The sequence below is a fragment of the Streptomyces sp. SM10 genome (assembly GCF_002910915.1).
Taxonomy (GTDB): Bacteria; Actinomycetota; Actinomycetes; order Streptomycetales; family Streptomycetaceae; genus Streptomyces.
The window spans coordinates 132,588-145,952 of the sequence record NZ_NEUF01000160.1; the positions used below are offsets into that span (position 1 = coordinate 132,588).

At 73.2% G+C, this 13,365-nt stretch carries 12 protein-coding genes; 9 read left to right on the forward strand and 3 right to left on the reverse strand.

What is annotated here, in order from left to right; all coding sequences use genetic code 11:
• The first annotated feature begins 110 nt into the window (after positions 1–110).
• Genes B9S57_RS26215 through B9S57_RS26235 form a run of 5 tightly spaced genes read left to right on the forward strand, consistent with a single transcriptional unit; the run spans position 111 to position 5,574 of the window.
• Complete coding sequence (locus B9S57_RS26215) at positions 111–2,984, forward strand: sensor histidine kinase (RefSeq protein ID WP_103759679.1); 2,874 nt, start codon at positions 111–113, stop codon at positions 2,982–2,984.
• Positions 2,981–3,418, forward strand: a complete 438-nt coding sequence (locus B9S57_RS26220) for a roadblock/LC7 domain-containing protein (protein ID WP_103759680.1) — start codon at positions 2,981–2,983, stop codon at positions 3,416–3,418. Before B9S57_RS26215 ends, B9S57_RS26220 begins: the two co-directional genes overlap by 4 nt.
• Entirely contained in the window at positions 3,415–3,822 is a 408-nt protein-coding gene (locus B9S57_RS26225) for a DUF742 domain-containing protein (protein ID WP_374935989.1), read from the forward strand. The genes B9S57_RS26220 and B9S57_RS26225 overlap by 4 nt, the downstream gene beginning before the upstream one ends.
• A gap of 6 nt (positions 3,823–3,828) precedes the next feature.
• The gene (locus B9S57_RS26230; RefSeq protein WP_103759681.1) at positions 3,829–4,398 is read left to right on the forward strand and encodes an ATP/GTP-binding protein; all 570 of its coding nucleotides are present in this window, start codon (positions 3,829–3,831) and stop codon (positions 4,396–4,398) included.
• A gap of 42 nt (positions 4,399–4,440) precedes the next feature.
• Positions 4,441–5,574: an FAD-dependent monooxygenase gene (locus B9S57_RS26235; RefSeq protein ID WP_103759682.1), complete on the forward strand. Its 1,134-nt coding sequence runs from the start codon at positions 4,441–4,443 to the stop codon at positions 5,572–5,574.
• 61 nt (positions 5,575–5,635) lie between these two features.
• On the opposite strand, the gene B9S57_RS26240 is transcribed toward B9S57_RS26235, so the two are convergent.
• On the reverse strand, positions 5,636–6,037 hold the full coding sequence (locus B9S57_RS26240) for a RidA family protein (RefSeq protein ID WP_103759683.1): 402 nt from the start codon (positions 6,035–6,037) through the stop codon (positions 5,636–5,638).
• A complete protein-coding gene (locus B9S57_RS26245; RefSeq protein ID WP_103759684.1) occupies positions 6,034–7,161 on the reverse strand; it encodes an acyl-CoA dehydrogenase family protein in 1,128 nt (375 codons plus the stop codon). The genes B9S57_RS26240 and B9S57_RS26245 overlap by 4 nt, the downstream gene beginning before the upstream one ends.
• 91 nt (positions 7,162–7,252) lie before the next feature.
• Here B9S57_RS26245 and B9S57_RS26250 point away from each other — a divergent pair, with 91 nt between their 5' ends.
• The 4 genes from B9S57_RS26250 to B9S57_RS26265 are packed head-to-tail and all read left to right on the forward strand — an operon-like array spanning position 7,253 to position 11,037.
• Positions 7,253–8,872 (forward strand): AMP-binding protein, encoded by a 1,620-nt coding sequence (locus B9S57_RS26250; protein ID WP_103759685.1) that lies wholly within the window; start codon positions 7,253–7,255, stop codon positions 8,870–8,872.
• A gap of 4 nt (positions 8,873–8,876) precedes the next feature.
• A complete protein-coding gene (locus tag B9S57_RS26255) occupies positions 8,877–9,698 on the forward strand; it encodes a PaaX family transcriptional regulator C-terminal domain-containing protein (RefSeq protein WP_103759686.1) in 822 nt (273 codons plus the stop codon).
• 53 nt (positions 9,699–9,751) lie between these two features.
• Positions 9,752–10,573, forward strand: coding sequence for a GNAT family N-acetyltransferase (locus B9S57_RS26260; RefSeq protein WP_103759687.1), 822 nt, complete (start codon positions 9,752–9,754; stop codon positions 10,571–10,573).
• Entirely contained in the window at positions 10,570–11,037 is a 468-nt protein-coding gene (locus tag B9S57_RS26265; RefSeq protein ID WP_103759688.1) for a hypothetical protein, read from the forward strand. Before B9S57_RS26260 ends, B9S57_RS26265 begins: the two co-directional genes overlap by 4 nt.
• On the opposite strand, the gene B9S57_RS26270 is transcribed toward B9S57_RS26265, so the two are convergent.
• Positions 11,024–13,363: a bifunctional salicylyl-CoA 5-hydroxylase/oxidoreductase gene (locus tag B9S57_RS26270; protein WP_103759689.1), complete on the reverse strand. Its 2,340-nt coding sequence runs from the start codon at positions 13,361–13,363 to the stop codon at positions 11,024–11,026. The two genes, B9S57_RS26265 and B9S57_RS26270, sit on opposite strands and share 14 nt — an antisense overlap.
• Between the last annotated feature and the right edge of the window lie 2 nt (positions 13,364–13,365).

Below are 13,365 nucleotides of genomic sequence, written 5' to 3' on the forward strand. Positions count from 1 at the left end.
AATATCCATGTGTCCAAGTTCTCAACGTATTTGACCAGTCACCGACTGGCATCGACGTCAAGGAGAATCCCCTGCGCACGCGCGCGTCACGGCGGACCGGCTCGGCACCCATGTCGTTGCGGACGGCCCTCCTCGTACTGGCGATCGTCCCGGGAGTCGCGCTGGCAGCCCTGTGGGCCGTCACCAGCGGTCAGACCCTCCTGGACTTCCAACGTCAGGCAGCCCAGGGACTCTTGGCCGAACAAGCGGGCCAACCGTCCAACATCGTGTACTACAACCTGCAGGAGGAGCGCCGGCTCAGCGCGGAGGCGCTGGCCCGCCCCGGCGACTCCGGCAAGGCGCTGAAGCAGCAGCGCACGCTCACCGACGAGGCGATCGCGACCTTCCAGTCCCTCTCGGACGTCAACGCGGACGACGCTCCCGACGAGGTCCAAAAGGCCGTCGGCAAGGCCCGCGAGGCCATCAGCCGGCTGCCGGCCCAGCGGAGTCTGGTCGACGAGGGCGACGCGGACCAGCAGGACGTCGTCTACGACTACTACACCGATCTGATCGCCGTGGACCTCCAGTTGTTCGCCGCGCTCAGCCATGTGGACAACGGCGAGGTGACCACGGCCGGCCAGCCCCTGGTGGACCTCTTCTGGACCAAGGAGATGATCTCCCGGTCGGACGCGATCCTCGCCCGGGGCTGGCCCGCGGGCAAGCTCGGCGAGGAGGACGTCCAGGCGGTACGCGAGGCGGTGTCCGGCCAGTCGTTCCAGGCCGGGATCAAGGTCGCCCCCTACCTCCCCGAGGACGAGCGGGCCCGGTGGGACAAGCTGACCGCGAGCGCCGCCTGGCGGGACAAGACGGAGATCGAGACGCAGCTCCTGAGCGCGTCGGCGGACCGGTCCGGCGCCGTCGAGCTGGAGGGCGACGAGAAGACCTGGCGGGGGGCGATGGACGAGGTCACCCCGCAACTGGTCGACCTGCTGGAGCAGCGCACCGACGCCGTCGTGGAGATCGGCAAAGGCACCGTCATGTCCCTGCTCCTGAAGACGGTCCTCACCTCGGTGATCGGACTGCTCGCGGTCGTCGCGGTCATCTGGACGACCTGGCGCCTCACCCGCAACCTCCGCAGGCGCATCTCCACGCTCCAGGAAGGGGCCGAGGAGCTGGAGCGGACCCTGCCGGACGTCGTGGAGCGCCTGGCCCAGGGGGAGAAGATCGACGTCGGGACGGAAGCCCGGGCGATCGAGGCTCCCGGCGAGGGCGGCGACGAGCTGACCCGGCTGGGCGACGCACTCAACCAGGCGCGCACCAGCGCCCTGGCCGCGGCGGTCAGACAGGCCGACCAGCACCGCGGCTTCGAGCGGCTGTTGCAGCGCATCGCGCGCCGAACGCAGCAGCTGATCGGCCAGCAGCTCAAGAAGCTGGACGAGCTGGAGCGCAAGCACGAGGACCCCGAGGTGCTCGACGGCCTCTTCGACCTCGACCACCTGACGGCACGTCTGCGCCGCTACGAGGAGAACCTGGTGATCCTCGCGGGTGGCTCCCCGCACCGGCGCTGGCGCAAGCCCGTGCCCCTGCTGGACGTCATGCGTTCCGCGCAGGGTGAGGTGCAGGACTACCGCCGGGTGGTCGTGGACCTCGACGGCGCCCCGTGGCTGGCAGAGCGGGCCGTCGGCCCCGTCTCCCACGTCCTGGCGGAGCTGATCGAGAACGCGCTGACCTTCTCCCGGCCGCCGAGCCCCGTCGAGGTCCGAGCGGCGCAGGTGAGCCGGGGCCTGGCCATCGAGGTCGAGGACCGCGGGCTGGGCATGGACGAGGACCAGCTCGCCGAGGCCAACGAACTGATGAGCCGTCCGCCCCGGATGGACGTGCTGGCCCACTCGGACGACATCCGGCTCGGCCTCTACGTGATCTCGCGCCTCGCGGACCAGCACGGGCTGCGGGTGGAGTTCCGGTCCTCCGCCTTCGGCGGGACCCGCGTGGTCGTCCTGGTCCCGGACGCGCTGATCGTGCCCGAGCCGGGCACCGGACCGGTCGGCCTGCCGTCGGCCGCTCCCGCTCCGGCGGAGCGCTCCCCCGCCGCCCCCGGGGCGCTGCCGACCCGCGTGCAGGGGCGGGCGACTGCCGGGATCACGGCCATCGCCGACCACGCCGCCAGGTCGCGGCCCGCCGGCGAGGAGCGGCCGTCCCCCGAGCAGCCGTACAGCGGATCCGGTGACCCGTTCCCGGTGCCGGGACGTCCCTTCCCGCCGGACGCCGAGCCCTTCGCCCCGGACCCCGAGGCGGACACCCCGTACCCCCAGACGGCCCCGTACTCCGAGACGGAGCCATACCCGTACACGGACGCGGACACCTCGTACGCCGGCACGGACCGCCCGTCCACCTCCGGCGACGGCCCGTACGACGAGCACGGGCAGCCCTACGCCGACGTCCCGTCCCCGGAGGCGATGCGGCCGTACGCGGACAGCACGTACCCCGCATCCGGGCAGCCGTACGCGGAGGCGTCCGACCCCTACCCCGGGACCGGCCGGCCCTACGCAGGCCGGGAACAGCCCTACATGACGGCCGCGGGGCAGTACCCCGTGCCCGGTCACGCCTACGCGGAGCCGGTCCAGGACGTGTACGCCGCGCCCGGGCCGTCCGGTCCGCAGCCGTACCCGGCGGGAGGTGACACCACAGGTACGCACGCCTACGGTGCGCCCGGGCAGGGCACTCTCCCCGCCGGCCCCGCGGAGCCGGAAGGCGGGGAGCCCCCGCTGCCACGCCGCGTACGCCAGGCCAGCCTGGTGGACGAGCTCCGGCTGAACCCGGCCGCCCGGACATCCCCGCCCAAGCCCCCGAGCTGGGACGAGAACCCGCTGCTGCGCCCCGTCCCCCGGCGGGCCGGTGCGGCGATCGGGGCATTCCAGCGGCGCTCGCGCGCGGCACGTGCGGCGGAGGAGCCGCCGGGCCCCGCACCCGCCGCACCCTCCCCTACGAGAGAAGACCGGTCATGACACGCACAACGGCCACCCTCCAGGATCTGGACTGGCTGCTCGACGGCCTCGTGGACTCGGTCGCCGAGACACTGAACGCCGTACTGCTGTCCGACGACGGACTGGTGGTGAGCCACTCGCGGACCATCGAACGCGCCGACGCCGAACGGCTCGCCGCGATATGCACCGGCCAGCAGAGCCTCGCCCGTGGGGTGGGCCAGCTGTTCGACGGCGGTTCGGTGCACCAGGTGATCGTGGAACTCGCCGACCTCTGGCTCTTCATCATCGCCGCGGGCCAGGGCACCCACCTCGCCGTCGTCGCCTCACAGGAGGTCGACGCCGAGGTGATGTCCCTGGCCATGCACAACCTGGTCCAGCAGGTCGGCCAGAAGCTCACCGCGCCGGCACGCGACGACTTCGACGCCTTCGGCACCGGGGACGGGCAGCGGGTGTGACTCCCTACTGGGACGACGGGGAGACCGAGGAGGACGGCGCGGGCACGATGGTGCGCCCGTACACGATCACCCGCGGCAGGACCGCCCCCGAACGGGACGACTTCAGCCTCATCACCGTGCTCACCACCGCGGAACAGCCGGCGGACCGGCACGGTGCGCCCCTGCGGGCAGGCCGGCTCCAGCCGGAACACCGCATGATCCTCGACCGCTGCCGGCGGCCGGCCGCGGTCGCCGAGGTCTCGGCCGGCCTCGATCTGCCGGTCTCGGTGACCAAGATCCTGCTGGCGGATCTGGTCGCCCAGGGCCTGCTGCTGGCCCGTGCCCCGCTGACGGTCGCCCGGGCCTCCGGCGGGGCCGACATGGGCACGCTGGCCGCCCTACGTGACGGACTCCGGAGACTCTGAACCGATATGACAACCAGTCAGACGGCGCCTTCCGCCGTCAAGATCCTCATAGCCGGTGGCTTCGGCGTCGGAAAGACCACCCTGGTGGGCGCCGTCAGCGAGGTGACACCGCTGCGCACCGAGGAGTACCTCACCCAGGCGAGCGTCGGCGTCGACAGCCTCGCCGGGGTGAGCCGGAAGGACACCACCACGGTGGCGCTGGACTTCGGCCGCATCACGGTCAGCCCGGAGCTGGTGGTGTACCTCTTCGGCACGCCCGGCCAGGAGCGTTTCTGGTTCATGTGGAACGACCTGGTCAACGGCGCGCTCGGCGGCGTCGTGATCGCCGACACCCGCAGGCTCGAAACGAGCTTCGCCTCGATCGACTTCTTCGAGAGCCGGGACATCCCCTTCGTGGTGGCCATCAACTGCTTCCACGGGCACAACACCCGCACCGCGGACGAGATCCGGGCCGCGCTGGACCTGGATCCGCACGTCCCGCTGCTGATCGGAGACGTCCGGGAGCGGGCCTTCGGCCGCGATGTCCTGCTCGCCCTGGTCGACCACCTGATGGCCCTGCCCGCGGCCGTCGGCTGACCACCTCCCCTTCCCCTTCCTTCTCGCCTGGAGAGATCTGAGATGGCAACACCCTTGCGTGTACTGGTACATGGCGGTGGCATCGGCGGACTCACCCTTGCCGTCGCACTCGCCCGGAGCGGGCACACGGCCGAGGTCGTCGAGCTCCGTGACGAGCTGGACGCACTCGGCGTCGGCATCATCCAGCCGTCCAACGCCCTGCACGTCATGCGCGAGATCGGCGTGCTCGACGCATGCCTGGCGGCCGGCTTCGCGTGGGAGGTGCTGACCATCTGCGACCCGGCCGGCACCACCCTCGCCAAGATCCCGCAGCCGCGGATGGACGACGCCCCGGCCAGCAGTGGCATACCGCGCCCCGCCCTGGCGAGGATCCTGGGCGACGCCACCGCCGCCGCCGGCGTCCCGATCCGCTTCGGTACGACGATCAGCGAGCTGTCCGACGACGGGTCCGGTGCCGACGTGACGCTGTCCGACGGCTCCCGCTCCCGCTGGGACCTCGTCGTGGGCTTCGACGGCATCGGCTCGCCGCTGCGGGCCCGGCTGCACGGCGACCGCTTCACCCCCGAGTACACGGGCTTCGCCAACTGGCGGGTCACCGTGGGCCGTCTGCCCGAGGTCCAGGGTGTCGTGGTGAGTGCGGGCCGGTCGTCCACCAAGGCGCTGCTCACCCCGATCACGGACGAGCTGATGTACCTGGCCGCCGTGACCGCCGAGGAGCCGGACTTCCGGCCGGACCCCGCACGGGCCCACGAGCAGCTCGCGGAGCGCCTCGCCTCGTTCGGCGGGCCCGTCGCCGAGGCCCTGGCCTCGGTCACCGCGGCGGACGACGTCGTGTACTCGCGCATCTCGCAGGTCACGGTGGACGCCCCCTGGCACGTCGGCCGGGTGGTCCTCGCCGGTGACGCCGCGCACGCGAGCACCCCGAACCTCGCGCAGGGTGCCGCGATGGCGGTGGAGGACGCACTGGTGCTGGTGCGCTCGCTGGACGCGGAGGACGACGTCGCGGCAGCCCTCGACGTGTGGGAGGAACGCCGCCGTTCACGCGCGATGTTCGTCCAGAACCTCTCGCGCGCGCTCCTCAAGGAGGAGACGGGGAGCGCGACGACGCCCGAGGAGGACGAGCTCCTGAAGGTCGGCATGCCGGGCGCCGCCCACGTACTGGTCAAGCCGTACTAGTCCGGCCGGCGCGGTCGAGGGGCGGTGCGTCCGGGCCGCACCGCCCCTCCCGCGTCCCCGCTCAGTCCAGGACCGCGATGCCGTCGAGTTCGACCATGGCCTGCTCGTCCCAGAGTCTGGCCGCGCCGATGACGGCCATGGCCGGGTACTCGCGCCCCGCCAGCCTCCGCCAGATGGTGCCCAGTTCATGGGCGTGGGCGCGGTAGGCGGCGACGTCGGTGGCGTAGACGGTGACCCTGGCCAGGGAGGCCGGGGCGCCGCCCGCCGCGCGGAGGGCGGCCAGGAGATTGGCCAGGGCCGTCTCGAACTGCTCCGGCAGGGTGGCGCCGACGATCTTCCCGTCGCCGTCCAGCGCGGTCTGGCCCGCCAGGAAGACCAGCGTGCCGCCGGTCGCCGTGACGGCGTGCGAGAAGCCGGTGGGCGGGGCGAGCTCGGTGGGATTGATCCGGGTGATCGGGTTCATGCGGGCGTCTCCTGTGTCGCGTACAGCTCCTTGGCGATGATGGTGCGCTGGACCTCGGTGGCGCCCTCGTAGATCCGGGGTGCGCGGACCTCCCGGTAGAGGTGTTCGAGCAGATGGCCGCGGCGCAGGGCGCGGGCTCCGTGCAGCTGGACGGCCGCGTCGACGACGTACTGCGCGGTCTCGGTGGCGTACAGCTTGGCCATGGCCGCGCGGCGGGGCACCCCCGGCTCGCCCGCGTCGTGGGCGGCTGCCGCCGCGTAGACCAGGAGCCGGGCGGCCTCGGTGCGGGTGGCCATCTCGGCGACCTGGTGCGAGACGGCCTGCAGGTCCTTGAGCGGGGCCCCGAAGGCGGTGCGGTGGGCCGTGTGTTCCAGCGTGGCGTCGATCGCGGCGCGGGCCATGCCGACGGCGAACGCCCCGACGCTGGGCCGGAAGAGGTTCAGGGTGTCCATGGCGACCCGGAACCCCCGGCCCGGCTCCCCGAGCACGTCCTCGGAGGTCACGGGTACGCCGTCGAGGTCCAGCGCGCCGATGGGGTGCGGGGAGAGCATGTCCAGGGCCGTCCCGGTCAGTCCGGGGCGGTCGGCGGGGACGAGGAACGCGGTGACGCCGCGCGCTCCCGCGCCCTCGCCCGTCCGGGCGAAGACGGTGTAGAAGTCGGCCTCCGGGGCGTTGGAGATCCAGCACTTCTCACCGCTCAGCCGCCAGCCGCCGGCGGCCGGCCGAGCGGCGAGGGCGAGCGCCGCCGCGTCCGACCCGGCGCCGGGCTCGCTCAGCGCGAAGGCGGCCACCGCCCGGCCGGCACGCACCTCGGGGAGCCAGCGGGCACGCTGGGACTCGGTGCCCGCCTGCCGGACCGGCCCGGCCCCGAGGCCCTGGAGGGCGAGTGCGGTCTCCGCCTCGGTGCAGCCGCGCGCCAGCGATTCGCGCAGCAGGCAGAGGTCGAGGGCGCCCGAGCCCAGGAGCCGGTCCAGGAGCCCGAGTCCGCCGAGCGCGGCGACGAGCGGGCGGTTGACGTGTCCTGGCTCGCCCTTCTCCGCGAGGGGGCGGAGCTCGTCGCGGGCGAGGGTGTACAGCTCTTCGCACCAGGCGGTTTGACCGGGATCGAGGGAGAATGCCGTCATACCGGCGCCTCTCTTGTCACGACTTATCGCGGACCGTTGACTACCGTCACTCAAACGATACGCTCCAAGGGCGACAAGGGGGCGATGCTTCATGAAGCCGTCAGGTACCGCGAGCGCGCACACCGACACCTTCGCGCGCGACCACCTCCCACCCGCCGAGGACCGGCCCGATCTGGTCTTCGACCTCCCTGAACTGGCCTATCCGGACCGCCTGAACTGCGGACACGAGCTGCTCGACAGCACCCTCGGCCGCTTCGGCCCCGACCGCCCGGCCTTCCGGAGCGGTGACGGCGGCGTCTGGAGCTACGGGGAGCTGCGGGACCGCGTGGACCGGATCGCCCGGGTGCTGACGCAGGATCTGGGCGTCGTCCCCGGCAACCGCGTGCTGCTGCGCGGCCCCAGCACGCCGTGGCTCGCGGCCTGCTGGCTCGCCGTGATGAAGGCCGGGGCGGTCGCCGTGACGGTGCTGGACCGGCAGCGGGCGTCGGAGCTCGCCACGATCTGCTCCATCGCCCGTGTCGGCCACGCCCTGTGCGACATCAGGTCGGTCGACGACCTGGCCGCCGCGGACGTGCCCGGGCTCCGCATCACGACGTACGGCGGGGACTCCCCGGGCGATCTCACGGAACGCGCGGCGGCCCGTCCCGGGCCCTACCGTGCGGTGGACACCGCCGCCGACGACATCGCGCTCATCGCCTTCACCTCAGGGACCACAGGACGGCCCAAGGGCTGTATGCACGCCCACCGCGATGTCCTGGCCGTCGCCGACACGTTCGCCCGCCACGTCCTGCGGCCGGAGCCCGACGACGTGTTCACCGGCAGCCCGCCACTCGGCTTCACCTTCGGTCTCGGCGGGCTCGTCATCTTCCCCCTGCGGGCCGGGGCCTCGGCCCTGTTCCTGGAACAGGCCGGCCCCAAGCAGCTCCTGCCCGCACTCGCCGCCCACCGGGTCTCGGTCCTCTTCACCGCGCCGACCGCCTACCGCGTGATGCTCGACGCGCTCGACGGCCACGACCTGTCCGCGCTGCGCCGCTGCGTCTCGGCCGGGGAGAACCTCCCCGCGGCGACCTGGCGGTCCTGGTACGAGCGGACCGGGCTGCGCATCATCAACGGCATCGGCGCGACCGAACTGCTGCACATCTTCATCTCCGCCGCCGACGGGGCCATCCGGCCGGGCACCACCGGAGTGCCGGTCCCCGGCTGGCAGGCACGCGTGGTCGGCGAGGACGGCGCGGAACTGCCCGACGGCGAACCCGGACTGCTGGCGGTGCGCGGCCCGGTCGGCTGCCGGTACCTGGCCGACGACCGCCAGCGGGTCTACGTGCGCCACGGCTGGAACATCACCGGCGACACCTACGTCCGCGAGCCCGACGGCTACTTCCGCTACGTCGCCAGGGCCGACGACATGATCATCTCAGCCGGGTACAACATCGCCGGCCCCGAGGTCGAGGAGGCGCTCCTGCGCCACCCCGGCGTGGCGGAGGCCGCCGTGGTGGGCCGGGCGGACGATCTGCGCGGGCAGATCGTGGCCGCCTACGTCGTGCGGCGCGAGGGTGCGCGTCCCACGGCCGACGACCTGCGCACCCACATGAAGTCCGCGCTGGCCCCGCACAAGTGCCCGCGCGTCATCGAATTCCTGCCCGCACTCCCCCGGACGGCCACCGGAAAGCTCCAGCGCTTCCTGCTGCGCGGTCCCGCCGCTCTAGAGTGATCGCGTGGCCGAGCACACTCCCCGTTCCCTGATCGTCAGCCTGTACGGCGCGTACGGCCGTTCCCCCGGCAACGCCCCGCTGGCGGTGTCCGAGCTGATCCGGCTGCTGCACGCGGTCGGGGTCGACGCCCCGTCGGTGCGCTCTTCCGTCTCCCGGCTCAAGCGCCGGGGGCTGCTCGTCCCCTCCCGGACGGCGGACGGGGCGGCCGGCTACGCGCTGTCGCCCGACGCCCGCCAGCTGCTGGACGACGGTGACCGGCGGATCTACCGGCAGCCCGCTCCCCTGCCCGGGGACGGCTGGGTGCTCGCCGTGTTCTCCGTACCGGAGGCCGAACGCCACAAGCGCCACCTGCTGCGCTCCCGCCTCGGCCGCCTCGGCTTCGGCACGGCGGCGCCCGGGGTGTGGATCGCCCCCGCCGGGCTGTACGAGGAGACGCGGCACACGCTGGAGCGTCTCGAACTCGCGCCCTACGTCGACCTGTTCCAGGGGGAGCATCTCGGCTTCGCCGCGACGGCGGAGGCCGTGGCCCGGTGGTGGGACCTGGACGCGATCGCCCGGCTCCACCTCGCATTCCTCGCACAGCAGGAGCCGGTGCTGCGGTCCTGGGACGCGCGGCGCGGCGGCGGGGGCCCGGATCCGGAGGAGGCCTACCGCGACTACCTGCGCGCGCTGGACGCCTGGCGGCAGCTGCCGTACGCGGATCCGGGACTGCCCGGGGAACTGCTGCCGAAGGACTGGCCGGGAGGCCGCTCGGCGGAGGTGTTCGGCCTGCTGCACGCCCGACTGCGGGACGCGGGAGCCCGGTTCGTCCGGGAGCGTCCGTGATCCGCCTCTGAAATCCGGATGACCGGGGGCGGCGCGAGCCGACAGGATGAGGCATGACCTGGACCTTCACCGATGACGTGGACGCCTTCCTGGAGGCCGCGGAGGCATCCCTGTCCGCCCGGCCCGCCGAGAACACCCTGTTGCTGACCGTCACCGCCACTCTGAGGGCCGAAGGCCCGGGGGCCTACGGGCCCGAGCCGCCGGTGCTGGGCTGGTGGCGCGGGGCGGACGGCGAGGTGTCCGGGGCACTGGTGCACACTCCGCCCTTCCCGCCGGTCCTGGGCACGGTGCCGCCCGAGGCACTCGGTCCGCTGACCGGCGCGCTCGTGCTGCCCGGGATCAACGCGGACCGCGCCACCGCCCTTTTGCTGGCGTCGCGTTGGCCACGCCACCGCGTCGACGAGGAGCACCGGCTCTACAGGCTGGGCACGTTGGTGCCGCCCTCCCCCGCGCCCGCCGGTCTGCCCAGGACGGCCACCGCCGCCGACCGGGCGCTGCTCGTCGACTGGATCCGTGCCTTCGGTGAGGAGACCGGCCAGGACGGCGAGCGGGCCGAGCGGATCGTGGACACGCGCACGGCCCACGGCGGGCTGACCCTCTGGGAGAACGGCGGGGTTCCGGTGTCGATGGCGGGCGTCTCGCTCAGGATCGCCGGCGCGGTGCGGGTCGTGACCGTCTACACCCCGCCGGAGCACCGGGGCCGCGGCTACGCGGCGGCGGTGACGGCACAGGCGAGCCGCCTGGCGCGGGAGGACGGCGCGCGGGAGGTCCTGCTCTTCACCGACCTCGCCAACCCGACGAGCAACGGCGTGTACCGGCGCATCGGTTACGAGGCCGTCTCCGACCGTCTGCTGATCATCGCGGAGCCCGGGTGAGGGCCGGGGCCGGGGAGGCCGGCGAGGTCCCGGCCGGGCCGGGCTGGCTGATCGCGGCGAACGTCGTGCGGTGGCGGCGCTACGGGGAGGGCGGCCAGCAGCTGCGGCCCGGCACCAAGTCCTACCGGGGCGGCTCCAAGGTGTACGTGATCGAGACCCACCCCGGTTCGGGTCACGAGCAACTGACCACGATCGGTCGCGGACGCCACACCGGTACGTACATCACGATCGGCATGGCGACGCGCAACCTGCACACCTTCCGGGCCGTTCCCGTCCACAGTCCGACCGTGCTGCGGCTCTGCGAGCAGGCGGACGTGGGGGGCTGCTGGACGGACCGTCAGGACGCCGAGGAACTCGCCGCCCGCCTCGGCAGGCTGGCCGTGGAGTACCGCACCATCCACTGGGCGGCCGCCCACCCGGTCCCCTGCCGGTGCCACGAGTGCCTGACGCTCAGTCCAGCGTGAGCCGGGGCTTCGGGGCATCGGTCCGGCCCGACGGCGGGATACGGCTGCCCGCGCGGTACGGGAGCGGCCAGGAGGCACCCGGCCCCTCGTAGCCCTGCTCCGCCGCCGCGTGCAGGGTCCAGTGCGGGTCGTACAGATGGGGACGGGCCAGGGCGCAGAGGTCGGCGCGGCCGGCCAGCAACAGCGAATTGACGTCGTCCCAGGAGGAGATGGCGCCGACGGCGATGACCGGCACGTCCAGGGCGTTGCGGATCCGGTCGGCGTACGGGGTCTGGTAGGAGCGGCCGTACTCGGGCCGTTCCCCGGGGACGACCTGGCCGGTGGAGACGTCGATGGCGTCCGCGCCGTGGGCGGCGAAGGCACGGGCGACGGCCAGGGCGTCCTCGTCGCTCGTGCCGCCCTGCGCCCAGTCGGTGGCGGAGATCCGTACGGTCATGGGCCGGTCGCCGGGCCAAGCGGCGCGGACCGCGTCGAAGACCTCCAGGGGGAAGCGGAGCCGGTTCTCCAGGGACCCGCCGTAGCCGTCGGTGCGCAGGTTGGTGAGCGGGGAGAGGAAGCCGGAGAGCAGGTAGCCGTGGGCGCAGTGCAGTTCGAGGAGGTCGAATCCGCAGTGTGCGGCCCGCCGAGCGGCCTCGGTGAACCGGTCCCTGACCGCGTCCATGCCCGCCCTGTCCAGCTCCTGCGGGACCTGGCTCACCCCGTGGGCGTACGGGAGGGGCGAGGCGGCGCTGAGGGGCCAGTTGCCGTCCTCCAGCGGCTGGTCGATCCCCTCCCACATCAGCCGGGTGGAGCCCTTGCGGCCGGAGTGGCCCAGCTGGAGACCGATCGCGGCTCCCGGGGCGGCGTCGTGGACGAAACGCGTGATCCTGGCCCATGCCTCGGCCTGTTCATCGGTCCACAGCCCGGTGCAGCCGGGGGTGATGCGGCCGTCGGGGCTCACGCAGACCATCTCGGTCATGACGAGTCCGGCGCCGCCGAGCGCGCGGGCGCCGAGGTGGACGAGGTGGAGGTCCCCGGGCATCCCGTCGACGGCGGAGTACATGTCCATGGGCGAGACGACGACACGGTTGCGGAGTGCGAGGCCGCGCAGCCGCAGCGGGGTGAACATCGGCGGGGTCCCCGGTGGGCAGCCGAACTCCTCCTCGACGGCCCCGGTGAAGCCGGGGTCGCGCAGGCGCAGGTTGTCGTGGGTGACGCGGCGGCTGCGGGTGAGGAGGTTGAAGGCGAATCGCCGGGGCGGCTGGTCGACGTAGCGCGGGAGTTCCTCGAACCACCGCAGGCTGGCCGCTGCGGCGCGCTGGGTGGACAGGACGACCGGGCGGCGCTCGGCCTCGTAGGCGCCGAGGGCGGCGGGCAGGTCGGGCTGCTCCTCGATGCAGGCAGCCAGGGCGAGGGCGTCCTCGACGGCGAGCTTGGTGCCGGAGCCGATGGAGAAGTGCGCGGTGTGGGCGGCGTCGCCGATGAGGACGGTGCTGCCGTGCGACCAGTGCGCGTTGGTGACGGTGGCGAAGGTGAGCCAGGAGGAGCGGTTGGAGCGCAGCGGCCGGCCGCCGAGGGCGTCCGCGAAGACCTTCGCGCAGTGTTCGGCGGACCGGGCCGTGTCGCAGGTGTCGAGACCGGCGGCCCGCCAGACCTCTTCGCGCATCTCGACGATGACGGTGGAGGCCCCGGGTTCACGTGGCGGCCCGAAGGGCCTCGTTGAGGGGTGGTGGTCGGGCGACGGGCGGGAGAAGGGGTAGGCGTGCAGCTGCATGACGCCGTACTCCGTCTCGGCGATCTCGAAGCGGAAGGCGTCGAGGGCGAAGTCGGCGGCGAGCCAGATGTAGCGGTTGCGGTGGTCGGTGACGGTGGGACGGAAGTGGCGGGCGTGGGCCTCGCGGGTGGCGCTGTGCACCCCGTCGGCGGCGATGACCAGGTCGTGGCCGGCGGCGAGCTCGGCCGCGGGCGGCGCCTCGGTCCCGAAGCGGAGCCGTACGCCGAGGGAGGCGCAGCGCTCGTGCAGGATCCTCAGCAGGGTCCGGCGGCCGAGCGCGGCGAAGCCGTGGCCGCCGGAGGTCTGTGTCGTCCCCCGGTGCACGACGTCGATGGTGTCCCAGCGGACGAACGCGTCACTCAGGGCCCGGTACACGACGGGGTCGGCGTGTTCGATGCCGCCGAGCGTCTCGTCGGAGAGGACCACTCCGAAGCCGAAGGTGTCGTCCGGCGCGTTGCGCTCCCACACGGTGATCTCGCGGCCGGGGCGCAGCCGCTTGAGGAGGGCGGCGGCGTAGAGCCCGCCCGGCCCGCCGCCGATGACCGCGATCCGCCCCGTGTCCGAGGGGGGCATCG